The following is a 22475-nucleotide window of genomic DNA, read 5'->3' as shown; positions in this document are numbered from 1 at the left end:
TACTGCGGCGCAAGGCCGCGGGAGGACAGGTCGTTCCGCTCGCAGGGGGCGCTTTTTCATTTATAATTGAAGACACCTATAGGGTGTCTTTTTTTGTTTGAGGAGGAGTGCATGATCGAGTTGAGCGATGAGAAGGTGCTCTACGCCTTCGATAAGAATCTGGAGCCGGCGCTGACGGTGCCGAGCGGGGAGACGGTGCGTATCCGCACGAAGGACTGCTTCGGCAACCAGGTGCAGAAGCCTACCGACGAGCTCGACGAGATCGACTGGGATCACATCAACCCCGCCACCGGCCCGATCTATGTGGAGGGCGCCGTCGCGGGCGGAGCGCTCAAGGTGAGCATCGATGCCATCGAGTTCGACGGGCAGAGCGCCTCCTGCACGGGAGAGGGCGAGGGGGTCTGCGGAGATCGCTTCAATGCGTGGAGCACCCATCTGTGCGCCATTGATGGCGATGGGCTGGTATGGGACGAGAGCCTGCGCATCTCGCTGAACCCCATGATCGGCGTCATCGGCGTGGCTCCGGCGGGCGATGCGGTGAACTGCGGCACGCCGGGCAGCCATGGCGGCAATATGGACAACACCGCCATCACCACGGGTGCCACCCTGTACTTTCCCGTCTCGGTGGACGGGGCGCTCTTCGGCTGCGGCGATATGCACGCGGCCATGGGGGATGGCGAGATCAGCGTGTCGGGCGCCGAGGCCGCCGGTTGGGCGACGGTGACGCTCACGGCGCTTCCCGAGCTCACGCTACCCGATCCGGTTATCGAGAACGCGACGCATCTGGGCATCATCGCCTCGGCGGAGAGCCTGGACGCTGCCGCCGACCGCGCGGTGCACGAGATAGTCGACCTCATCTGCGACCGCACGGGAAAGCCTGCCGATGAGGTGGTCATGCTGCTGTCGCTCGTGGCCGACGTGCAGGTGTGCCAGATGGTGGATCCCGAGAAGACCGTGCGCTTCATGGTGCCGAAGTACGTGCTGGATTCCCTCGGATTCTCCCTGTAGCCCTTTGCACTTGTAACGTGGCCCGGATTTCGATCCGGGCCATTCTTTACAGGAAATTTATCCTCCTTTGTGAATAATAACTCTTGCGGTCATTGATGGGGAACGCTACTATGGTAGCGTGCATTATTCACGCACAAGGATAAATGTATCGGAGGAACCATGAAGAAAATGACCCGGAGGATGTTCGCCGCCCTGTCGGCGACGATGATGGTGGCCGCTCTCGGCCTCGGCGGCTGCGCGGGCGGCGATGGAGCGCAGGAGAGCGGCGGCGCGTCCGATGCCGGAGCGACCGAGGAGCCGACGGCTGCGAAGACGCAGGAGACCGAGCCTGCGGGCGAGCCGGTCGAGCTGCAGATCTTCGCCGCCAACTCGCTGACGAAGGCCATGGCCGAGGCCCAGGAGCTCTACACCCAGCAGAACCCCAACGTCACCTTCGGCGACACTCAGTACGAGGCCTCGGGCACGCTGAACGAGATGCTCGGCGCCGGTCAGTACGCCGACATCCTCATCACGGCCTCCAAGGGCACGATGGACGATGCCGTTGAGGCTGGCTATGTGGACGAGGCCACGCGCAACACCATGTTCACCAACCAGCTCGTGTTCGTGACCAAGGAGGGCGGCGAGCTGGCCGACACCGACGTGACGCTGGAGGACGTGGCCGCCGGCACCTACACGCTTTCCGTGGGCGACGAGAACGTGCCGGCCGGCAACTACGCCTGCCAGGCTCTCAGCACCGTGGGCGCCTACATCGAGCCCGATGGCGCGACCGGCGCCGATGCGACCGGCAAGGGCGGCGAGTTCTCCGATACGCTGAAGGACAAGGTGACCCTCGGCGGCAAGGTGGGCGACGTGTGCAAGTACGCCGAGACGGGCGATGTGGACCTGGCCATGGTGTACACCTCGGACGTGTACCGCATGGGCGGCGTGTCCATCTGCTCGGTGGTGCCGGACGACACCCATAAGGCGATCACCTATCCGGGCGCCGTGACGGCCCAGAGCGAGAACGCCGAGGCGGCCAAGGCTTTCTTGGAGTGGTGCATGACCGACGAGGACTGCGCCAAGATCTGGCAGGAGTGGGGCTTCGACATGGCGACGGAATAGCCGCTTTTGTGAGACAATAGCATTGCGAGTGCGAACGGGGCCAAAGCGCCCCGTTCGCCATGTGAGGAGGGCGCCCGGCGAGGCCGTGCTGCCCGAGGAGACGTTTCGAGGCGCCCGGGTACAGCCCGGGGCCGATGGAGGAGGAGCGGTATGCTGCGACGCTGCTTGCTCGCCGTGGCTATGGCGTGCGCGTGCCTGTTCGGCACGGCGACGGCGTGGGCCGACGAGGTGCCGGAGGTGGATGTCTCCGCCGACGGCGATGCTGCCCGCATCGAGGGCGCGGCCTATGCCGTGGAGGGCTTCCAGCGCTCCCAGGTGGGATCGAACCGCGCCATCGACGAGGTGTACTACGGCTACACCTACCGGCTCGACGGGCCCGAGATGCTGGTTGCCGTGAACACGGCGGACTACGCGGTGGTCTACGTGCCGCAGGCGTGGTGCGAGCGGTTCAGCATCGACCTTTCGGATGCGGCGGCCCAGGAGCAGCTGAGGGCCTATCTGGAGCCTCTGGATGCGGGCCTTTCCAAGGGCAACCTCACCCTGGCGCGCCAGGAGACGTGGCACTTCACGAGCGAGACGAGCTTCGTGGTGGGGGAGGCGACCTTCGAGTTCGGGCGCGAGCTGAAGGAGGGCTACTACTACGTGGTGATCGCCGGTCCCGATGATGCCTTCGATGTGAAGGCGGAAGTGCAGCCGGCCCAGATGGACTCCTGCGTGCTCGTGGCCGCCGACGATGCCGTCATCACGAGCGCGGGTGGCCCCCTTGAGCAGCTGGGGGACTTCTTGGCCACCATGGACTACTCGCCTTTGTGGGTGACGCTCAAGACCTGCGGCGTGGCCATCGTGTTCGTGTTCTTCCTGGGGCTTGCGGCGGCGTACTTCACCCTGCGCATCTCCAAGCGCGCCCAGGACATCTTCGACACCATCTTCACCATCCCTATGGTGCTGCCGCCCACGGTGTGCGGCTTTCTGCTGCTCATGCTGCTGGGCCGCAACACCGCCTTCGGCCGCTTCTTCCAGGACGTGGGGTTCCCCTTGGCCTTCAGCTGGCAGGCCACGGTGATCGCCGCGGTTGTGGTGGCCTTCCCGCTCATGTACCGCAGCGCGCGCGGCGCCTTCGAGAGCCTGGATCCGAACATGTTGGATGCCGCCCGCACCCTCGGGTGGTCCAACGGGCGCATCTTCGTGCGGCTCATGCTGCCGCTCGCGTGGTCGTCCATCGCCTCGGGCACGGTGCTCGCCTTCGCCCGCGCCCTGGGCGAGTTCGGCTGCACGCTGTTTCTGGCCGGCAACCAGCTGGGTAGCACGCGCACCATCCCCATCGCCATCTACTTCGAGTGGATGAACGGCAACCAGGCGGCCACGTGGTTCTGGACCATCGTGCTCATCGTGTTCAGCTTCATGGTCATCCTGTTCATCAACTTGTGGAGCCGGCACACGACGCGCTACCGCGAGAAGGCGCCGGCCGACGGGTGCTCGCCGAAGCCCCCGCGCGAGGGGCGCCGCGGCGGTCGGGGACGCAGGCGCGATGATGCGGCCCGCAGGGCGGAGGCGCCGGCAGCGGGGACGGCTCTTGGCGAGGGCGCGGTCGAGCGCTTGGAAGACACGGTTTGGGGCGTGGAAGGAGGCGCGCGATGAGCCTTCTCGTGGATATTCGCAAGAGCTACGGCTCGTTCACGCTGGACGTGGCCTTCGAGGCCGGCGACGAGACCCTGGGCTTTCTGGGGGCCTCCGGGTGCGGCAAGAGCCTCACCTTGCGCTGCATCGCCGGCATCGAGACGCCCGATGAGGGGCGCATCGTCGTGAACGACCGGGTGTTCTTCGACTCGGCGGCGGGGGTGAACCTCACGCCCCAGCAGCGCAAGACGGCGCTGCTGTTCCAGAACTACATGCTCTTCCCGAACCTCACCGTGGCCGACAACATCGGCGCCGGCATCGGGCGCGAGGCGAGCAAGGAGGAGCGGGCGCGGATCATCTCCGAGGAGCTGGAGCGCTTCGGCCTGCGCGGCTTCGGCCAGCGCTATCCCGCGCAGCTCTCGGGCGGCCAGCAGCAGCGCGTGGCGCTCGCGCGCATGCTGGCGGCCCGGCCCGGCATCCTCATGCTGGATGAGCCCTTCAGCGCCCTGGACGCGCACTTGAAGGGCGTGCTCGAGCAGAACCTCGTGAGCCTGTTCGACGCCTACGAGGGGACGATCCTCTACGTGAGCCACGACATTGACGAGTCGCTGCGCTTCTGCGACCGCATCGCGGTGGTGGAGGCGGGACATATCGTGGAGATGGGCTCGGGCGACGATCTGGTGAATCGTCCCCAATCGGTGGCGGGCCTGAAGCTGTCGGGCTGCAAGAACGCCGTGCCCGTTGAGCGCACGGGCCCCCATTGCGTGCACGCGCCCCGGTGGGGAGTGGGCGTGCGCTGCGCGCCGGAGGTGGCCGCCGACGTGACGTGCCTCGGCGTGCGCGCCTTCTACCTGGAGCGCGCGGAGGGCCCCGGCGAGAACTGCTACCGCATGCGGGTGGACCGCACGAGCGACTCGCGCTTCGAGCGCACGGTGCTTTTGGCCTTCCTCGACCGCGATCCGAAAGACGCGGCCGTGAGCTTCGACGACAACGAGATGAGCTACCTGCACCAGCATCTGTTCTGGCGCGTGAGCAAGCGCGATGCGGAACAGGTGCTTCCCGAGGTGGGCGACGAGCTGTGGATCCGCATCCCGCCCGACAAGGTGTACCTGGTCAACCGCTAGGGGGTGCGGTATACCCTCGCGGCCAGGCCGCCCTTTCTGACCCCTCCCGTCGCCATGCCGCCCCTGTCGCCAGTAGCGCGCGGCGCCTCAGCACTCGTAGACGATGGCCCCGGCGCTGCCGACGTCCCCGTGTCCGACGGCGCCGAGATCGCGCCGAAAGCCGCCCTCCTCGATGAGGGCCTTGCAGCAGCGCACGAGGTTGCGGGTGCTCGGCCGCTTGGCGATGACGAGGTCGAGCCATTCGTGCTGGAGGGGGACGAAATCGAGCCCGGGAACCGTGCGGGCGATATGCTCTTGCACGATGGCCACGTCAGCTGCGCCTGCCGCCACCGTCTCGGCTGCCGCGAGCGCACTCGGCGCCTCGCGGCCGTAGCCGGGAATCTGGGCCGGCACCGCCTCGATGGCGAGCAGCTTCTCGTCGAGCAGGATGCGCGCCGCCGTGCCGCGCCGCCGGTTCGCAACGCGCACATCGGTCCGTAGCAGCGCGCCCCAGGAGGCAATGGCCTTGGGGTTTCCCGCTGCCACGGCGAACCCCTGGGGGCGGCGGGACAGGTGCATCACCACCACGGGCGCGCCTGGCGCGAGCCGCTGCACATAGGGGACGTTGTAGCTGTTGCTGCGCTGGTCGTAGAGGTGCACGAGCGCCGCATCGGCGCGCTCCTCGTACAGGCTCACCAGGCTCTGGTAGCTGCCCTCCCACTGGCGGCGCACCGGTACGCCTGCCGCGTTCAGGTAGTTGGCGAGCACGTCGGCCGCCATATCGGAGCCGGCGATGACCGCCGCGCCCTCGCCGCTGCCGCCTGGGAGGCTTGCGGGCACCGTCGCTGCCGGGCGCCCCTTCGGCGCGCCGGCATCGCCCTGCTTGGCCGCTGCCAGATAGGCGGCCACGTCGTCTCGGCTGAACAGCAGCTTGCGGCCGAGGCGGTACGAGGGCAGCTCCCCGGCCTTGGCCAGCGCGTAGACGGCGTTCTTCCCGATATGGAGCATGGTGGCCACGTCCTGGGCGCGGAGGGCTTCCTCGTTGATCATCGTACTCCTCGGGTCGGGGGCTCGTGTTCCTGACAGCTATTATAGTTCAGTAAGAATAATATAACAACGGAGCGGGACGGCATGATGGCGGGACGAAGGGGGACGGCGCGGGACGAGAGTTGTGGGCGCCCTTTGGCGAGCGGCCGCCGGCGCGTTCACAGTCGCATACTGGGCGATGTCAACAAGGCGCCTTGAGGCGCCGGAGCAACCGGCGGCGCTCGTGCCGCCATGATCGAACGAGAACGTTCGGGAAAAGGATAGGACTCATGAAGATTTCCGCGCGCAACATGCTCAAGGGCACTGTCGAGAACGTGACCGAGGGCGCCGTCAACGGTGTCGTCGCCATCAAGGTCGGCGACGACGTGGTGAAGGCCGACATCACCATGGACGCCATTCGCGACCTGGGCCTGGCCGCCGGCAAGGAGTGCGTTGCCATTATCAAGGCGAGCAGCGTGATGTTCGCCGCCGGCTCCGAGCGCATCGCGCAGCTCTCGGCCCGCAACCAGCTGGCCGGCACCATCGTGGAGGTGAAGGAGGGGGCTGTGAACGGGCATGTGACCGTGGAGCTGCCCGGCGGTGCCCGCGTCAAGGGCTCCATCACCAACGAGGCCATCGACGCGCTCGGCCTCAAGGTGGGCGAGAAGGCCCTCGCCGTCATCAAGTCCACCGACGTGATGGTGGGCGTGGAGTAGACCTCTATCTCTTTTCGGCTTTGCGGGAGGGACGGTCGCGGTGGCGGCTGTCCTTTTCTGTTTCCGGGATAAATCGAAACGGACTCGCGAGGGGGGAAGCGAGTCCGTTTCATAAGAGAAGAGGAGGAGAGAGGCGAGTGAGGGGGAGTTACCGACCTCTCTCAACAACGCTTAGTATAGCGGTTAATTATACTCAGTCAAGAATAATATTGGAAAAGTTGGAAACTGTGCCCGATTGCGGGCGCGGCGCGGCCTCTCTCGCGAAAGGGGCCGCCTCGTACTAGGGAGGCGGCGCTGTGCGGCGATTGGCGTAGGCTCCCTAAAAAGTGCGATGAGTTTTCCCTGATCAACAGTATCACTCACCCATGCTGCGTGAGGAATTTCGCAACGATTTCGCCAATTTCAGACAGTCTGCGGGTGGTCTTGCCGGGAACCGTGCGCCTATAGTAGGGGCCATGACGAGGGTCGCCTCGGGGGAGCGCTCCGCAAGATTGCGGAGGCTGCGAGGCGGCGGTATGAGGAGAGTCGCATAAAGAGGGGAGGGGCGCATCGGCTCGATGCGCGCACATTATGACTGATGTTCGATTTGATTCCGAGGCATTGACGGTTTCCAGAGATTTCGACGAGTCCTCTGATGCCGAGGAGACGCCCGTCGACGACCGCTCGATCAGCGCCGAGGACTTGCCGGCCGCCGCTGAGCTCACCTTCGAGGAAAAGCTCGCCGCGCTCAACCGCACGGTGATGCGGCATCCTTTGAACCGCGAGATTCTCTACAAGACGCTCGCCTTCTGCGCCGAGGAGCGCCCTCTGCGCGAGGCGGAGGACTTCATCGCGGGCCTTCCCCAGTTCAACTTGGCCACGCAGAACCAGTACTACCTGATCACCTCGCTCGCGAAGGCCTACGGCCTGGAGCTTATCGAGCGCGACGAGGCCGGCGAGCGCGTGACGGCGGCGCAGAAAGAGGGCCTCACCGAGGACGAGGTCGACGATTTGGTGGCCGCCCTCTCCTTCAAGACCACTGAGGTGGGCGCCTATTTCGTCGAGTACAACAAGCCCTCCGCCCGCCTGGTGGACTTGCTGAGCCTGGATCCCACCCGGGCGGACACCTACCGCGACCTTTTGGAATTCGTGGCCGCCGAGGCGCGGCCCTACCGCGACATAGAGGTGTTTCTGGACGGGCGTCCCGCGCTGCAGACCGTCATCGACGGACGCGCGGAGGTAATGCAGCCCTCAGTTTTCGTAGACAAGCTCGAGCGCGCAGGCGCTCTGGTTTGGAAAGATGGTTGGACGTTGACCGAGGAGGGAAGGGAGTTTCTGGAAGATCTGAAGGTACACGGACAAGCAGAGCAACTAAAGTAAGAGGAGAGGAAATTCTATGTCAAAGACCAGTTTGACACGGCGCAGCTTCGTCAAGGTGTCCGCGCTGGCGGGCGCTGCGGCCGCAGTGGGCGCCTCCATGGCCGGCTGCATGCAGGACGCCGCCCCCGAGGAGGATCTCGCCGGCACCGGCGAGGCGGTATCGAGCACCGAGGGGCTCACGCGCGTGCGCACGAGCTGCCACGGCTGCATCCAGATGTGCCCGGCCATCGCCTACATGAAGGACGGCGTGGTGGTGAAGCTCGAGGGCGATCCCGAGGCTCCGGTCTCGCGCGGCTCGCTCTGCATCAAGGGCCTGAACCAGCTGCACACCATGTACAGCCCCCGCCGCATCCTGCACCCGCTGCGCCGAGCCGGCGAGCGCGGTGAGAACAAGTGGGAGGTCATCTCCTGGGACGAGGCCATCACCGAGGCGGCCACCCACATCAAGGAGGCCATCGACCAGTACGGCAACTACGCCTTCTTCGCCAGCGTGGGCGGCGGCGGGTCCTACTCGTTCATGGAGGCCATGACGCTTCCCATGGCCTTCGGCAGCCCCACGGTGTTCGAGCCGGGCTGCGCCCAGTGCTACCTGCCCCGTTGGTCCATGTCGAAGCTCTTCTACGGCGGCGACGATCAGTCCATCGCCGATAACGCCGTGCAGGAGATCTTCAAGGTGGAGGACAATAAGACCGAGATCGTGGTCATCTGGGGCGCCCAGCCCTCGGTGTCCGAGACGGCCGAGTCGGGCCGCGGCATGGCGGAGCTTCGCGCCGCCGGCGTGAAGACCGTGGTCGTGGACCCGAACTTCTCGCCCGATGCCGTGAAGGCCGACGTGTGGCTGCCCGTGCGCCCCGGCACCGACACGAAGCTTCTGCTGAGCTGGTTCCGCTACATCTTCGAGAACAAGCTCTACGACGAGGAGTTCACGAAGTACTGGACGAACCTGCCCTTCCTCATCGATCCGGACACCAAGCTGCCGGTAAAGGCCCAGGAGTTGTTCCCCGATTTCCAGCAGACGACGCCCGAGAACACCCCGGCCTACGTGTGCTTCGATCTGAATACGAACGCCGTGGCTCCCTTCGAGTACTCCGCGCCGGCCGACTCCGCCGTCGACCCGGAGATCTTCTGGACCGGCGACTTCAACGGCAAGACCTACAAGACCGCCGGCCAGATCTACAAGGAGGAGGCCGAGCCCTGGACGCTCGAGCGCACCGCCGAGGAATGCTGGCTCCAGGCCGATAAGATCGAGGCGGCCATCAAGCTGTACGTGGAGAACAACGGCGGCATCGCCAACGGCGTGGCCTCCGACATGACCGAGTCGGCCTCCCAGGTGCCGCTCGGCTGCATGGGCCTGGACTCCATCATGGGCCGCATCAACAAGCCCGGCGTGACCATGACCAAGAAGGCCTCCGGCGTCTTCGGCCCCACCGGCGAGGTCGCTGCGCCAACGCGCCCGCTCACCTACAACAACGGCTTCGACGGCATGTTCTCCGACATGTACGGCGTGGGCGCGGTCATCGGCATGTCCGACGCCGAGAACGAGGCGCGCATCAAGGAGTTGGGCGAGGCGATGCCCGAGTCGCAGAAGACGCTGAACAAGCTTCTGCAGGACCGCCTGGGCATGAAGGATCACAAGGGCCTCTACGCCTGGTGCCACTCCCACATCCCCACGGTGCGCAACGCCATCGCCACCGGCGAGCCCTACAAGCCCCGCGTGTGGTTCGACATGTCCGGCAACAAGCTGGCCATGCTCGGCAACGCGAAGTCGTGGTACGAGGTGTTCCCCGAGGTGGACTACATCATCGGCCAGTACCCGCACCTCACTTCCTTCCACATCGAGGCGGCCGACCTGGTCTTCCCGCTGCGCGAGTGGCTGGAGGAGCCCATGGTGAACATGAGCCAGCTCGACACCCAGTGGCTGCAGAACGAGTGCGTGCACATCGGCGAGACGGTGTCCCACTCCATTCCGGCCGCCCAGGTGGTCGAGAAGTGCCGCGAGATGTGGGGCGGCCACATTCCCGGCGGTCTGGAGCTCGGCGAGGGCACGGCCTATCTGGGCAGCCCCACCGAGGCAGCGGTCAAGCAGGGCGTGGCCGACACGCTCGGCGCCCCCGACTGGGAGACGCTGCAGGCCAACGTGGACGAGTACGTGCCGCATATCACTCCCGACTACTGGAAGTACAACCAGCACGAGGAGATTGCCGACGACGGTCTGCCCGCGGGCTTCGGCACCGAATCGCGCAAGGTGGAGACCTACTGCCAGATCCTGCTGAAGCTGGCGCGTAACGGGTACCCGTTCTGCTATCCCGAGCCGCAGGAGGCCTGCGACGACTACAGCCCCATCTGCGTGCCCATCGAGCCGGTGGAGAGCCCGTACGAGGGCATGCCGGGCTACGACGCCGAGTACCCCTTCGTGCTCACGAGCGGCCGCGTGCCCTACTTCCACCACGGCACCATGCGCCATGCGCCGTTCAGCCGCGAGCTGTTCCCCTGCGCCGAGATCCGCATCAACCCGGCCAGCGCCGCCGAGCTCGGCATCGAGCACATGGACTGGGTGAAGGTGACGAGCCGTCGCGGCGAGGTGCACGCCCGCGCCTACCTGACCGAGGGCGTCCACCCCAAGACCGTGTGGATGGAGCGCTTCTGGAACCCCGAGTGCTACGACGCCTCCCAGGCCAACCCCACCGGCGGCTGGCGCGAGTGCAACGTGAACGTGCTCACCAAGAACGACGCCCCCTTCAACGAGGTGTACGGCTCCTACACCAACCGCGGCTTCACGGTGAAGATCGAGAAGTCCACGCGCCCGGAGAACATCTGGGTGGAGGCCGAGGAGTTCGAGCCCTTCATGCCCACCCAGGAGATGTACGCTGAAGCTCAGACGAAGGATGTGTTCTAATGAAAAATACGCTTGTCATCGATTTGGACCGCTGCTCGGGCTGCGACTCCTGCGTGGCCGCCTGCAAGCACGAGAACCAGATGGGCCTCGGCGTGATGCGCAACCACGTGTCGGCCGTGGGGCCCGTGGGCACCTTCCCCGACATCGAGATGTACTGGCTGCCCATGCAGTGCCAGCAGTGCGAGAACCCCGGCTGCATCGAGGTGTGCCCCACCGGCGCCTCCTACCGCGACGAGGAGACCGGCGTGGTGCTCGTGAACGCCGAGGACTGCATCGGCTGCGAGAGCTGCCTCACAGGCTGCCCCTACGGCGTGCGCCACATGGACCCGAAGACCAACACCATCGAGAAGTGCACGCTGTGCTACCAGCGCCGCAACGATGAGAACTGGGAGCCGGCCTGCGTGCACAACTGCTGCTGCGGCGCCCGCATCTTCGGCGACTTGGATGACCCGGAGAGTGCGGCGAGCAAGGCCGTGGCCGCTGCCGGCGAGAACACCCATTACCTGTGGGATCCCGCGAGCCTCGCTCCCACGACGGTCTACATCCTCTCGGAGAAGACCGCCGCGTGGCAGGAGGAGCCCGTGGAGGTCACCCGCTACGAGAAGCAGTAGCCTGCCTACCGCGCGAGGGGCGCGCCGCATCCAGCCTGCGGGCGCCCCTCATGTTCCGTGCTTCCCGGCCGCCCCCCTCCCTCCCATTCGGCGGCCGGGAGCCCTTCGGGGCGCAGGCGGGGGCCGCAGCGGCGAGCGCGCGGTCCCGTGCAGGGCAAAGGCGCCGCCCTTGATCGCCTTCAGGCGGCCCGGCCACAGCCGGGCGGGCGAGGACGGCGCCTTTGCGCTACAGCTATAATGGGAGCAACCGACGACGTGAGGAGAGGGATCGATGGAGGAGCAGCTGAAAGAGGGCCAGGCGCCCGACGCCGAGATCACCGAGGAGATGATCGCGGCCTGCCGGGGGCGGGCGGCTTTCTACGATATGCTGGCGGCCATTTACTTCCGGCCGCTTTCCGCCGAGCAGATCGAGAACATCGCCGAGACCGATTGGTCGGAGTATGCCGATGTGAACGAGCTGTTCGCCGACGGGCTGAACGACATGAGCCGCTACCTGCGCAAGCGCAACTCCGGCACCCGCCAGGAGCTGGCCGTGGATTTCACGAGCGCGTTCGCGGGCACCTCGTCGTGGAAGGGCCGCTACGCGGTGCCCTACGAGAGCGTGCACACGAGCGACGAGGGGCTCATGTTCCAGGACGCCTACCATGAGGTGTTCCAGCTGTACAAGGCCAACCATGTGGCCAAGGCCGAGGGCTACGATTTCCCCCACGACCACCTGTCGTTCATGTGCGAGTTCCTCGTGGTGGTCTCCGACCGCATCGCGGCGGCGCTCGAGGCCGGCGACGACGCCGAGGCCCTGCGCCAGGTGCGCCTGTCCCGAGCGTTTCTGGCCGACCACATCCTGTCGTGGTTCGACACGTTCCAAGATCTGGCCCTGCTGCTTTTGGAGACGCGCTTCTACCGCGGCGTGCTGAAGGTGTCCAAGGGCTTCTTCCTGGAAGACGCCGAGCTTTTGGACTCCATGGCCGTGGAGCTCGAGCAGCGCTTGGGAGAAAGGTAGCGTCATGGACTTCGCCCTCATTCTCGCCGTGTCGGCGGCAGCGTGCTTCGCGCTGCGCAATCCCCTGAAGGCGTGCCCGCTCGCCTTCTACCTGGCGGCCATCGCCGTGGACGTGCTGTACGTGTACGGCGTGTTCTTCGGGCTGCCGCGCGCGGTGTGGAGCCCGCTGTTCGTGCTCGTCCAGAAATGCGAGCTGGCGCTCGCGCTGTTCACGGTGGTCATGTTCATCGGCTGCCTGTCCCGGGAGGGGCGCGCCTGCAAGTGGCTCAAGCCGGTGCGCAGCGAGCTGTCCATCGTGGCGTGGTTCCTCTCGCTCGGGCACATGGCGGTGTACCTGGAAAGCTACCTGCCGCGTCTTCTGGGCTCTGGCGCGGTGAGCGGCAACGTGGTGGCCTCCTTCGCTCTGGCCGTGGTGCTGCTCGTGCTGCTCGTGGTGCTCGGCGTGACGTCGTTCGCCTTCGTGAAGAAGCGCATGCGCACCGATACCTGGAAGCGGGTGCAGAAGCTGGCCTATCCCTTCTTCGCGCTCGTGTACGTGCACCTGCTGCTGATGCTTCTGCCCTCCGCCCTGCACGGCGGCGCGGCCTCCTCGGCGTCGGTGGCGGTGTACTCGGTGGTGTTCGTCGCCTACGGCCTCACCCGCGTGGGGCGGGCCTTGGCCGATCGGCGCGAGGCCGAGGAGCAAGTCCGCGCCAAGGCGGTCTTCGCCGATGAGCTCGAACCGGTGGCGTAGCGAGACGATACGACGGGAGGTGCTCTGCGACGGCGGGGCCCTCTGCCGCTAAGGGGGAGGAATATGACCGCGACTCGGGTGTTTCTGGCGAAGCTCGTCCGCGCTTGGCCGGCGCTGCCGTATATGTCGCTGGGGGCGTGGCTCGCCTCCATCTACATCGCCAGCTCGGGAACGGCATGGCTTTCGGACACCGAGGTTGACGGCGCGAATTTGTCGTCGCTCTACATTTACGCCTCCCTGGCCGCCGGGGTCGTTCTGCTGGCCGCCACGTTCGCGGCTCCCCGTGTGAGGGAGGCGCTGCGCCGACCTCGGGCGGCGATTGCGGCCGGCGTGCTGGCCGCGGCGGGCAACGCTCTGATCATCGCCATCGGGCCCTACTACCTGATGGCCCTCCTCCCCTCGGGATCCATCTATGTGCTCTTCCGCATCGGCGGTTTCTGCCTCGGCGCGGGACTGGGCGTCATCGCTCTGCGCTGCGCCCAGATCTACGGCGCGTTGCCGCCGCGTCAGGTGATCGCCTACGTCGCCTTCTCCCAGGTGCTCGTGGCCTGCGCGTTCTTCATCGTCGTGGGGTCGCCCTCCTGGGGGCCGGCGGCCGGCGGCCCGGCCCTGGCCGGTATCGTGGCCTTCGTGGGGCTGCCCCTGCTGGCGGGCTGCATGGCCTCGCTCTCGCGCTACAGCGAAGAGGCTGTTCCCGCGGGCGGCCGCGTCGTCTCCCGGTCGGCCCTTCCGCGGTCGTTCTGGAAGCTTCTGGCCGTGGTGTTCGTGTTCTCGTGCATCGTGTCGTCGGTGTACGCCTCGGTGGTGGCCGTGTCTCCCATCGGCACCACGCTGGACGGCTCGAGGTTCGTCATGCTCGTGCGCATGGTTTTGGCGGCGGCGCTTGCCTGCGCCGCCGTGGGGACCGAGGGCGACAAGCTGAATTTCGGGAAGGCCTATTCCGTCGTGATGGTGGCATCGGTGGCGCTGGTGGCCTGCCTTCCGCTCGTGACCGTGGTGCACACGGTGCTGGCCCAGGTGGTGTCTCTGGCGAGCGTGGTGTTCGAGCTGTTTTTGTGGTGCACGCTCGCCTTCATCGTGTACCAGCGCCGCATCTCGGCCGTGGTCGTGTTCGGCTACGGCTACGGCGCCTATCTGCTCGGTAGCGGTCTGGGGTGGCTGTTCGGCGTGCAGGCGCTCGGCTCCCTGTTCGGGGCCATCGGGGAGTCGTTCGCCTATATGGCCATGGCCCTCGTGGTGCTCGCCTGCGCCTTCATCATCTTCTCCGAGCGCGAGTTCGATCAGCTGTTCGCCCCCATAGAGGAGGGCGCGCCCTCGCTCGGCGACTTGCTGCGGCAGGACCTGGCCGCGGGCGATGAGGCCGACGGCTCTGCGGAGGAGCCGGTGCGCAAGGGCCGCTTCGGGGCGGCTATCGACCAGCTGGCGGAAACCCACCAGCTCTCGCCGCGCGAGACCGACGTGCTGCGCTGTCTGGCCATGGGCTACAACTCGTCCACGACGGCGAGCAAGCTTCACATCTCGTGGAACACCGTGCGCACGCACACGCGCAACATTTACGGGAAACTGGGCGTGCACTCCCACCAGGAACTGATCGGACTCGTGGACGAGGCCACGGCAGGGGAATAGCGCGGGCTTTTTCGGGACGGCCAGCTGCGTGGGCGGCGCACGGCCGTGCGCGGGCGCGCGGCGTTCCCGGTTGCGCTTTATTCGCGCTCGTCTATAATGATGCGCCAAGAGAAGAGACGGGGGAGAGCCTTGAAAGATTCCCACGGGCGCGTGATCGACTATCTGCGCCTTTCGCTGACCGACCGCTGCAATTTCCGCTGTGTGTACTGCATGCCTGAAGACGGCGTGTGCCAGATGGGCCACGACGAGATCCTGCGCATCGAGGAGATCGAGCGCTTGGTGCACGTGGCCGCCGGCCTCGGCATTAGGAGCGTGCGCCTCACGGGCGGCGAGCCTTTGGTGCGCAAGGGCGTGGTCGATCTGGTGCGCGCCATCACCGATATTCCCGGCATCGAGAACGTGTCCATGACCACCAACGGCGTGCTCCTGCCCGCCATGGTGGACGATCTGAAAGCCGCGGGCCTTTCGCGGGTGAACATCTCGCTGGACACGCTGGATGCCGAGCAGTTCCGCGCCATCACGCGGGTGGGGCGGCTGGAGGACACCCTTGCGGGCATCGACGCGGCCCTCGCGGCGGGGCTTTCCCCGGTGAAGGTGAACGCCGTTACCGTGCGCAGCCTGAACCAGGACTTCCTCGCTTTCGCGAAGCTCTCGCTGGATCGCCCCCTGCACGTGCGCTTCATCGAGTACATGCCCGTCGGCAACGCCGAGGGCGAGGGCGGCACGGGCTGGGGTGCCGCCGACGTGATTCCCTCCGAGGAGCTCATCGAGCGCATCAGCGCCGAGGCCGCCGCAGCCGGGCTGCCGGCGCTCGTGCCCGCGTCGCGCTCGAGCAAGCCCGTGGGCTGGGGGCCGGCGCGCTACTTCGAGTTCCCGGGGGCGGCGGGCACCGTGGGCTTCATCAGCCCGCTCTCGCGCCACTTCTGCGGCGAGTGCAACCGCCTGCGCGTGACCGCCGACGGAAAGGTGCGGCCGTGCCTGTTCTCCGACGACGAGTACGACGTGCGTGCCGCCCTGCGTGCCGGCGACGACGCGGCGGCGCGGGACGTGCTGCTGACGGCCCTCGGCGCCAAGCCCGACGAGCACCACGACAAGGTAGGCACCGAGCGGAATATGAGCCAAATAGGAGGATAGCAATGACCGATCAGTTGACCCATATCGACGAGAACGGCGACGTGCGCATGGTGGACGTGTCGCAGAAGGCCGACACCGAGCGCGTGGCCGTGGCCGAGGGCTTCATCTCCATGAAACCGGAGACGCTCGCGCTCATCGTGGAGGGCAAGGCCGCCAAGGGCGACGTGCTCGCCTGCGCGCGCGTGGCCGGCGTTATGGCCGCGAAGAAGACGAGCGAGCTTATTCCCATGTGCCACCCGCTGAACATCACGAAGGCCAAGGTGGAGTGCGCGCCGGTGCGCGAGGGTGCGCGCGCCGACGGGCGCGTGGGCATTCACGTGACCACGACGTGCGGCGTCACGGGTAAGACCGGTATCGAGATGGAGGCGCTCACGGCGGCAAGTGTGGCGTGCCTCACCGTGTACGACATGTGCAAGGCGGTGGACCGCGGCATGGAGATAACCGACGTGCGCCTGCTGAAGAAGGACGGCGGCAAGACGGGCCTCTGGCTCCGCGAGGAGTAGGGGCGCCGCTAATCTGGATAGCTGGCGAGCCAAAAACGGCCCTAATGTATGGGTATGTTAGGGCAAACTTTTGCGTGGAGTTGCAAAATGCCTGATCATAGGTGTGCGGGATAAAAGCTAGAAGGAACTTACCCATACAAAGGCCCCTATTTTGGCTCCGCGAGAGGCGGCCGATCGAGTGCGGTCGTGATATTCGTAGAAGAAAAGCCCCCGGCCGGGGAGGGACGGCCGGGGGCTTTGTTGGTTATCTGCGGGTCCGGGAGGGAGAAGGTCCCGCAGCGGGAATGGCGTATCGGGCGGGCCGGGGCGCGGCTGGTATCGGCGACGCCCCGGCCCACTGGCATTACTAGCCGAGGAACTTCGCCACGGACTTGCCGCACTCGCGGCCGAGCACCAGCGCGAAGGCCAGGGACACGCCCGGAATGGGGGTGATGTACTCGGTGCCGAAGCGGCGGCCGCAGTCGTTGCCGGCCATGTACAAGCCCGGAATCGGCTCGTAGTTGGCGTCGAGGGCGTTCTGCTCGCCGTCGGTGATGATGCCGCCCATGGTGACCATGGTCTCGCCGAGCACCGGGTCGAAGGTGCAGGCGTAGAAGGGGCCGTCCTTCACCGGGAAGAGCACCTCGGTGGCGCGGCCGAACTCCTCGTCGACGCCGGCCTCGCAGTAGCCGTTGTAGCGCTCGACCTGCTCGATGAACGCGGTGGCGGCGTCGCCCTCGAGTCCCATCTGGGCAGCGAGGCCCTCAAGGGTGTCGTCGGCGATCCACTCGACCTGGGTCATGGGGCCACCGCCGCCGGGGCCGCCCTGACCCTCTTCCTGCTCCGGCTCCTCATAGGTGCCCTGGAACTTGGCGTAGGCGGTATCCATCGACTCGCGCAGCGACTGGATGTTCGCCTCGGTGGCGTCGAAGCCGGCGTGCTGGGGCAGGGTGTACTGGCGGTACTCGGTGAAGTTGTTGTCCACCACCGCGTACTTCGTCTTGCGGCTCATGAACGTGGTCTGGTATCCGCGCTGCTCGCTGGTGGGGTAGAACTCGTTGGTGAAGCGCTTGCCAGACTCGTCCACCCACAAGGCCTGGGGCAGGCAGTTCATCTTGCCGGGGACCGACAGGCCCTTCATGTTCATGCCGGGGATGGGCGTCGTCTCCAGGTGCGCGCCGGCCCAGTAGGCCATCTGCACGCCGCGGCCGTCGTTGGCCGACATGGAGTTCAGCTCCTCGCCCTCTACCAGGGCCTGGGCCATGTCGGGCATAAAGTAGGCCATCATGTCGGGGTTGCCGCCCATACCGCCGCAGGCGCAGACCACGGCCTTGCAGTTGATCTTCACGTAGCCGTCGGCGTCGGAGGCCACAAGTCCCGCCACGGCGCCGTCCTGCATGATGATGTACTCGGCGGTGGTACCGAAGAAGAACTGGGCGCCCTTCTCCTCAGCTGCGGCCTGGTTGTACATCTGGATCTTGGTCTGGTTGCACTCGCCGTAGAAGGAGCACACGCTCGGCCAGAACTTGATGCCCGACAGCTCGGAGAGCTGGTGCTCGGTGGGCGGGAAGAAGGCCGTCGTCATGGTGGCGAAGTCCTCCTCGGTCAGGCGGTCGAGGTACCAGTTAGAGTTGGCCTCGGAGTTCTGGGCGAACTTCATCACCAGAGACGGGTTCGGCATGTTCGAGGTGATCTTCATGAAGTTCTGGTAGAACTCCACCGGATCGATATGCGGCACGCCGCGCTCCTGCAGGATAGCCGCGTTCAGGGCGGCGAACTCGTTGCCCACGGCGGCGTAGGTATCCTCGGGCTGCTTCTCGATGAGGATGACGTTCTTGCCCTGCTCGGCCAGCTCGCGGCAGGCGGTGATGCCGGCGAAGCCGTGGCCGCAGACGACCACTTCGCAGTCCATCTCCTTGGCGAAGTCGGTCACCTCGGCCGGCGGGGTCATCCAGCTGGTGTCCTTCACGTTGTGGATGTGCACGTCGCTCGCGCCGGCGCCCTGGGCCTCGGCCTCGCCGGCCGTGCTGGCGCCGCCCTCGGCGCTGCCGCTGTTGGCGGCCGGCGAGCAGCCGGCCAGACCGGCGACGCCGGCGGCCGCGGCGGCCACCGCGCCCATGCCGATGAACGAGCGGCGGGACATGCCCTTCAGATTCTCCTTGCTCATTTCCCTTGTCCTCCCTTAGGTGTCGGGGATGTTGCCTCGCGGTGCCTCTTGCCCCGCGATGGCCCCATGGTGGCACGGTGTCGGGGGCGCGGGGAATCGTCGAATCGGGGTATTTGGAGGAAAACGTCCCTCGCGGAATTGGGGTAGATACGACTAAACCCCAGATCACAGGCGATTTGAAAAGATAACGGAACGGTTACGTCCCATATCGGAAACTTTGGGTATACTAGGCAGCGATCTGCTGCGACGTGAACCGGGGAGGGTTGTGCCGTTGCATCTCAGCTCGTCATTCAAATTGGAAACGCTCATGCTGGCGGCCTTCTTGGTCACCTTGCCTGTCTACGCCCCGAACCATCTGCTCTTCGAGACCGGGGTGTACGATGCGGCCGCCTATATGGCGCCCTTCGCCAACACCCTGCTTGGCGGCTCGGTCGTTGCCGGCGTCCTCGCCGCATGGCTCTCCGCCCGGCCCGCCGGCCGCGCCCAGATGCTCGGACAGGGGTGGGTGTTTGCGGGGTCGGTGTGCTACCTGGCCGGCTACGGGCTGTTTATTCTGGCCGCTGCGGTACCCGGCTTCGCTGCCTTCGGGGCCGCTGTGGCCGCGGGCGCCCTTCTGGCTGTGGGCACGGTGGAGCTCGCCGTGGCCTGGGGCGCCTACATGGCCCAGTACAACCTGCGCCAGGCGCTTTTATGGGTGGCGGTCATGGTGGGGCTCTCCTCGCTTTTGGAGATGCTGCTCTCGTCGGTGACCTTCGCCGTGGGCCTGCTCGTGTTCTGCGTGCTTTTGCCTTTGAGCTGCTTTCTGCCCTGCTGGAAGGCTCGTCGCGGGGAGCTTGCGTGGCGCGGGGGCGCCGCTGGGCCGGCCGAGGGGCGCGCCTTTGATGCGGCGCCCGCCGGGCTCACGATGCGCCGGGGGCTTGCCACCATGGCGCAGCTTCTGGCCATGCCCTTCGCGGGCCTTATGGTGTTCGCCTTTCTCATGGGCGCGCGCAAGTTCATCCTGTTCGACGTAATGCACATGGAGGTGCTCGGGTGCGTGCTGGGGGCGCTTGTGGTGGTGCCGCTGTGCTTCGTGCGCTCGACCCGGCCGCTGCTTCCAGTCATCTACCGGCTCGTGCTGCCGACCTTCGCGCTCGTACTCATCTTCCTGAACAGCTTCCCCGGCGGCACGGTTCCGCTGTGGTTCGCCGCGTGGCTGACCTACGTGTTCTTCGGCATGCTGGCCATCCTGGCCCTGGCGAGCCTGGTGGCGCTCGCCCACGGCGGCGAGCTGCCCTGCGGGTTCGTCTACGGCGTGGCCGTGGCGGGTTTCGCCGCCTGTTCCATCCTGGGCGTTGCCGCCGCGGCCACCCCTCCCTTCCAGGAGCAGGAGGGCGGCCCGGCGCTTTTAGTAGTGAGTACGCTGTTCTTCGTGGCGCTCATCGGCGAGGCGCTGGTGTCGCTGTGGCGCGCCTCGCGGGCGGCGGCTGGCGAGGAGGGGGCCGCTGCGGATGCGGCCGGCCATGGCGCCGACGAGCTGCCGGGCCGTCCGGCGCCCCGGCGCGTGCCCGATGTGGCCGCCCGCTGCGAGGCGCTCGCCGACGAGGCATCGCTCACCCCGCGCGAGCGGGAGATCCTGGGGTATCTGGGCCGAGGCCACGGCATCGCCTTCATCGCCGGCACGCTCGTCATCTCCGAGAGCACGGTGCGCACCCACGTGAAGGCCATCTACCGCAAGATCGGCGTGAGCTCCCGCGAGGAGCTGCTGGAGCGCGTGGACGAGGGATAGGGCTCCGCAGCGCGCGAAGCCGGCCTCCTGCGGTCGGCTGGTGAGCCGTAGAAAATCCGTGCAGCGCGGTGCGGGTGTTTCCAGGGGTGCGCCCCTTGTGGTACCATGAGCCGCTGTTGTATTCGTGTTTTGAAGGGACGTATCCATGTCAGGGCATTCTAAGTGGGCAACCACCAAACACCGCAAGGCCGCGCAGGACGCGAAGCGCTCGGCCTTGTTCTCCAAGCTGGCTCGTAACATCACCGTAGCGGCCAAGGAGGGTGGCGACCCGAACCCCGACAACAACGCGTCGCTGGCCGCCGCTATCGAGAAGGCCAAGGGCTATTCCATGCCCAAGGACAAGATCAAGACCGCCATCGACAAGGCTTTCGGTTCCGGCAAGGACGCCGCCAGCTACGAGACCGTGGTCTACGAGGGCTACGGCCCGGCCGGCGTGGCCGTGCTCTGCGAGGCCCTGACCGACAACCGCAACCGCACCGCCGCCGATGTGCGCGCGGCGTTCTCCCATTCCGGCGGCAACCTGGGCACCTCGGGTTCGGTGGCGTTCCAGTTCGACCGCAAGGGCCAGATCATCGTGTCCAAGGAAGTGGAGACCGGCGACAAGAAGAACCCCATCGCCCCCAACGGCGCCGCCGCTGACGAGGAGGAGTTCATGCTCGCCGTGGCCGAGGCCGGCGGCGACGATTACGAGGACGCCGACGAGGAGTGGATCGTCTACACCGCGCCGAGCGACCTCATGGCCGTGGTGAAGGAGCTGGAGGCTCAGGGCGTGGCTGTGAAGGGCGCCGAGATGACCATGATCGCCAACACGCCCTCGGCGGTGTCGGTGGCCGACGCGAAGAAGGTCATGCGCCTCATCGACAAGCTGGAGGAGTTGGAAGACCTGCAGGCGGTGTACCACACCATGGACATCACCGACGAGATTGCCGAGGCGCTGGACGAGTAAAGCGCACGACCTCGTACAACGTGCACCTGCAAGGGGCGTCGGGCTCAGGCTCGGCGCCCCTTTTGTCGTGGTGCCTTTCGGGGGCGCGGACAGCCCGCGCAACATTCCGGAAACATCGGCGCGGGGAAATCTGGTAGGGTGAGGACACGTAAGCGCGCGAGCGGCATGTCGCCGGGGGCGCGCCCCGCCATTCGACAAGGGAGGCTCCATGGGTTTTCTCGAAGATAAGACCGCCATCATCACCGGCGCCGGCTTCGCGGCGCTGAAGGACGGGTCCGCCGGCTCTATCGGCTACGGCATTGCCACCGCCTATGCCAAGGAGGGCGCGAACCTGGTCATCACCGGCCGCAACGTGCAGAAGCTAGAGACGGCCAAGGAGAAGCTGGAGGCCGAGTTCGGCATCCAGGTGCTCGTGGTGCCCGCCGACGTGAACGCCGGCGCCGACAATGCCGCCGTGGTGCAGAACGTGGTGGATTTGGCCATCGAGAAGTTCGGCCGCATCGACGTGCTGGTGAACAACGCCCAGGCCTCCGCTTCCGGCGTTACCCTGGCCGACCACACTACCGATCAGTTCGACCTGGCCATTTACTCGGGTCTGTACGCCACCTTCTACTACATGCAGGCGTGCTACCCGCACCTGAAGGAGACGAAGGGCTCGGTCATCAACTTCGCCAGCGGCGCGGGGCTGTTCGGCAACTATGGTCAGTGCGCCTACGCGGCGGCCAAGGAGGGCATCCGCGGCCTGACCCGCGTGGCCGCCACCGAGTGGGGCCCCGACGGCATCAACGTGAACGTGGTGTGCCCGCTGGCCTGGACTGCAGCGCTCGAGAACTTCCAGGAGGCCTATCCCGACGCCTTCGAGGCCAACGTGCACATGCCCCCCATGGGCCACTACGGCAACGTGGAGACCGAGATCGGCCGCGTGGTGGTGCAGCTTGCCAACCCCGACTTCAAGTTCATGAGCGGCGAGACCCTCACCCTGGAAGGTGGCATGGGCTTGCGCCCGTAAGCGAGCTCCTGGGAGACCTTGCAGCACCTTTCCGTGGAATGCTGCGACGGTTTTCGGAAACACCCTTGATTTCTCGCTTGTAATACAGCACACTGGCGTCATTCAAGGTGTTCCGCCGCCGATAAGAGCGGCTGGTTTATGCAAGGTGTTCCGCCACCGATAAGAGCGGCTGG

General features: G+C 66.3%; 18 protein-coding genes. 16 read left to right on the top strand and 2 right to left on the bottom strand.

Annotation, left to right across the window (positions count from 1 at the left end; genetic code table 11):
- The first annotated feature begins 111 nt into the window (after positions 1-111).
- The 4 genes from Q5064_RS10080 (at position 112) to Q5064_RS10065 (ending at position 4850) form a co-directional block, all read left to right on the top strand.
- Complete coding sequence (locus tag Q5064_RS10080; RefSeq protein ID WP_302964352.1) at positions 112-1008, top strand: acetamidase/formamidase family protein; 897 nt, start codon at positions 112-114, stop codon at positions 1006-1008.
- Positions 1009-1176: 168 nt separating this feature from the next.
- Positions 1177-2109, top strand: a complete 933-nt coding sequence (modA, locus tag Q5064_RS10075; RefSeq protein WP_368389103.1) for a molybdate ABC transporter substrate-binding protein — start codon at positions 1177-1179, stop codon at positions 2107-2109.
- A 150-nt stretch (positions 2110-2259) separates the two neighbouring features.
- Complete coding sequence (modB, locus tag Q5064_RS10070; protein ID WP_302964347.1) at positions 2260-3747, top strand: molybdate ABC transporter permease subunit; 1488 nt, start codon at positions 2260-2262, stop codon at positions 3745-3747.
- A complete protein-coding gene (locus Q5064_RS10065) occupies positions 3744-4850 on the top strand; it encodes a sulfate/molybdate ABC transporter ATP-binding protein (protein WP_302964345.1) in 1107 nt (368 codons plus the stop codon). Before modB ends, Q5064_RS10065 begins: the two co-directional genes overlap by 4 nt.
- 87 nt (positions 4851-4937) lie before the next feature.
- On the opposite strand, the gene Q5064_RS10060 is transcribed toward Q5064_RS10065, so the two are convergent.
- Complete coding sequence (locus Q5064_RS10060) at positions 4938-5879, bottom strand: helix-turn-helix transcriptional regulator (RefSeq protein ID WP_302964343.1); 942 nt, start codon at positions 5877-5879, stop codon at positions 4938-4940.
- Between the two features lie 266 nt (positions 5880-6145).
- Here Q5064_RS10060 and Q5064_RS10055 point away from each other — a divergent pair, with 266 nt between their 5' ends.
- The 9 genes from Q5064_RS10055 to moaC all read left to right on the top strand — a co-directional run bounded on the left by Q5064_RS10055 (position 6146) and on the right by moaC (position 16433).
- Entirely contained in the window at positions 6146-6571 is a 426-nt protein-coding gene (locus Q5064_RS10055; RefSeq protein WP_302964340.1) for a molybdopterin-binding protein, read from the top strand.
- Positions 6572-7141: 570 nt separating this feature from the next.
- On the top strand, positions 7142-7930 hold the full coding sequence (locus Q5064_RS10050) for a hypothetical protein (RefSeq protein ID WP_302964338.1): 789 nt from the start codon (positions 7142-7144) through the stop codon (positions 7928-7930).
- A 16-nt stretch (positions 7931-7946) separates the two neighbouring features.
- Positions 7947-10826, top strand: a complete 2880-nt coding sequence (locus Q5064_RS10045) for a molybdopterin-dependent oxidoreductase (RefSeq protein ID WP_302964336.1) — start codon at positions 7947-7949, stop codon at positions 10824-10826.
- Positions 10826-11437: a 4Fe-4S dicluster domain-containing protein gene (locus tag Q5064_RS10040; RefSeq protein ID WP_302964334.1), complete on the top strand. Its 612-nt coding sequence runs from the start codon at positions 10826-10828 to the stop codon at positions 11435-11437. The genes Q5064_RS10045 and Q5064_RS10040 overlap by 1 nt, the downstream gene beginning before the upstream one ends.
- A 271-nt stretch (positions 11438-11708) precedes the next feature.
- Entirely contained in the window at positions 11709-12437 is a 729-nt protein-coding gene (locus Q5064_RS10035; protein WP_302964333.1) for a molecular chaperone, read from the top strand.
- A gap of 4 nt (positions 12438-12441) precedes the next feature.
- Positions 12442-13170: a ferric reductase-like transmembrane domain-containing protein gene (locus Q5064_RS10030; protein WP_302964332.1), complete on the top strand. Its 729-nt coding sequence runs from the start codon at positions 12442-12444 to the stop codon at positions 13168-13170.
- Positions 13171-13233: 63 nt separating this feature from the next.
- Positions 13234-14796, top strand: coding sequence for a LuxR family transcriptional regulator (locus tag Q5064_RS10025; protein ID WP_302964331.1), 1563 nt, complete (start codon positions 13234-13236; stop codon positions 14794-14796).
- 129 nt (positions 14797-14925) lie between these two features.
- Positions 14926-15930: a GTP 3',8-cyclase MoaA gene (gene moaA, locus Q5064_RS10020; protein ID WP_302964329.1), complete on the top strand. Its 1005-nt coding sequence runs from the start codon at positions 14926-14928 to the stop codon at positions 15928-15930.
- 2 nt (positions 15931-15932) lie between these two features.
- Entirely contained in the window at positions 15933-16433 is a 501-nt protein-coding gene (gene moaC / locus Q5064_RS10015) for a cyclic pyranopterin monophosphate synthase MoaC (protein ID WP_302964328.1), read from the top strand.
- Between the two features lie 346 nt (positions 16434-16779).
- Here moaC and Q5064_RS10010 read toward each other — a convergent pair whose 3' ends face one another.
- Positions 16780-18579, bottom strand: coding sequence for an FAD-dependent oxidoreductase (locus Q5064_RS10010; protein WP_302964326.1), 1800 nt, complete (start codon positions 18577-18579; stop codon positions 16780-16782).
- Between the two features lie 307 nt (positions 18580-18886).
- On the opposite strand from Q5064_RS10010, the gene Q5064_RS10005 reads away from it, so the two are divergent.
- The 3 genes from Q5064_RS10005 to Q5064_RS09995 all read left to right on the top strand — a co-directional run bounded on the left by Q5064_RS10005 (position 18887) and on the right by Q5064_RS09995 (position 22302).
- Positions 18887-20347, top strand: a complete 1461-nt coding sequence (locus tag Q5064_RS10005) for a response regulator transcription factor (protein WP_302964325.1) — start codon at positions 18887-18889, stop codon at positions 20345-20347.
- 145 nt (positions 20348-20492) lie between these two features.
- Complete coding sequence (locus Q5064_RS10000; RefSeq protein WP_016309126.1) at positions 20493-21293, top strand: YebC/PmpR family DNA-binding transcriptional regulator; 801 nt, start codon at positions 20493-20495, stop codon at positions 21291-21293.
- Between the two features lie 208 nt (positions 21294-21501).
- Complete coding sequence (locus Q5064_RS09995; RefSeq protein WP_302964323.1) at positions 21502-22302, top strand: SDR family NAD(P)-dependent oxidoreductase; 801 nt, start codon at positions 21502-21504, stop codon at positions 22300-22302.
- Positions 22303-22475: the final 173 nt, after the last annotated feature.

Origin of the sequence: uncultured Adlercreutzia sp. (assembly GCF_958431955.1) — a bacterium.
Lineage (GTDB): Bacteria > Actinomycetota > Coriobacteriia > Coriobacteriales > Eggerthellaceae > Adlercreutzia.
The sequence above is the reverse complement of the archived record's forward strand: the minus strand, read 5'-3'. Positions and strand labels throughout refer to the sequence as shown.

Bases quoted from the DNA above. Each gene is read 5' to 3' on its own strand.
- Q5064_RS10080 (WP_302964352.1), top strand. From the start codon at position 112: ATGATCGAGTTGAGCGATGAGAAGGTGCTCTACGCCTTCGATAAGAAT.
- modA (WP_368389103.1), top strand. From the start codon at position 1,177: ATGACCCGGAGGATGTTCGCCGCCCTGTCGGCGACGATGATGGTGGCC.
- modB (WP_302964347.1), top strand. From the start codon at position 2,260: ATGCTGCGACGCTGCTTGCTCGCCGTGGCTATGGCGTGCGCGTGCCTG.
- Q5064_RS10065 (WP_302964345.1), top strand. From the start codon at position 3,744: ATGAGCCTTCTCGTGGATATTCGCAAGAGCTACGGCTCGTTCACGCTG.
- Q5064_RS10060 (WP_302964343.1), bottom strand. From the start codon at position 5,879: ATGATCAACGAGGAAGCCCTCCGCGCCCAGGACGTGGCCACCATGCTC.
- Q5064_RS10055 (WP_302964340.1), top strand. From the start codon at position 6,146: ATGAAGATTTCCGCGCGCAACATGCTCAAGGGCACTGTCGAGAACGTG.
- Q5064_RS10050 (WP_302964338.1), top strand. From the start codon at position 7,142: ATGACTGATGTTCGATTTGATTCCGAGGCATTGACGGTTTCCAGAGAT.
- Q5064_RS10045 (WP_302964336.1), top strand. From the start codon at position 7,947: ATGTCAAAGACCAGTTTGACACGGCGCAGCTTCGTCAAGGTGTCCGCG.
- Q5064_RS10040 (WP_302964334.1), top strand. From the start codon at position 10,826: ATGAAAAATACGCTTGTCATCGATTTGGACCGCTGCTCGGGCTGCGAC.
- Q5064_RS10035 (WP_302964333.1), top strand. From the start codon at position 11,709: ATGGAGGAGCAGCTGAAAGAGGGCCAGGCGCCCGACGCCGAGATCACC.
- Q5064_RS10030 (WP_302964332.1), top strand. From the start codon at position 12,442: ATGGACTTCGCCCTCATTCTCGCCGTGTCGGCGGCAGCGTGCTTCGCG.
- Q5064_RS10025 (WP_302964331.1), top strand. From the start codon at position 13,234: ATGACCGCGACTCGGGTGTTTCTGGCGAAGCTCGTCCGCGCTTGGCCG.
- moaC (WP_302964328.1), top strand. From the start codon at position 15,933: ATGACCGATCAGTTGACCCATATCGACGAGAACGGCGACGTGCGCATG.
- Q5064_RS10010 (WP_302964326.1), bottom strand. From the start codon at position 18,579: ATGAGCAAGGAGAATCTGAAGGGCATGTCCCGCCGCTCGTTCATCGGC.
- Q5064_RS10005 (WP_302964325.1), top strand. From the start codon at position 18,887: ATGCTGGCGGCCTTCTTGGTCACCTTGCCTGTCTACGCCCCGAACCAT.
- Q5064_RS10000 (WP_016309126.1), top strand. From the start codon at position 20,493: ATGTCAGGGCATTCTAAGTGGGCAACCACCAAACACCGCAAGGCCGCG.
- Q5064_RS09995 (WP_302964323.1), top strand. From the start codon at position 21,502: ATGGGTTTTCTCGAAGATAAGACCGCCATCATCACCGGCGCCGGCTTC.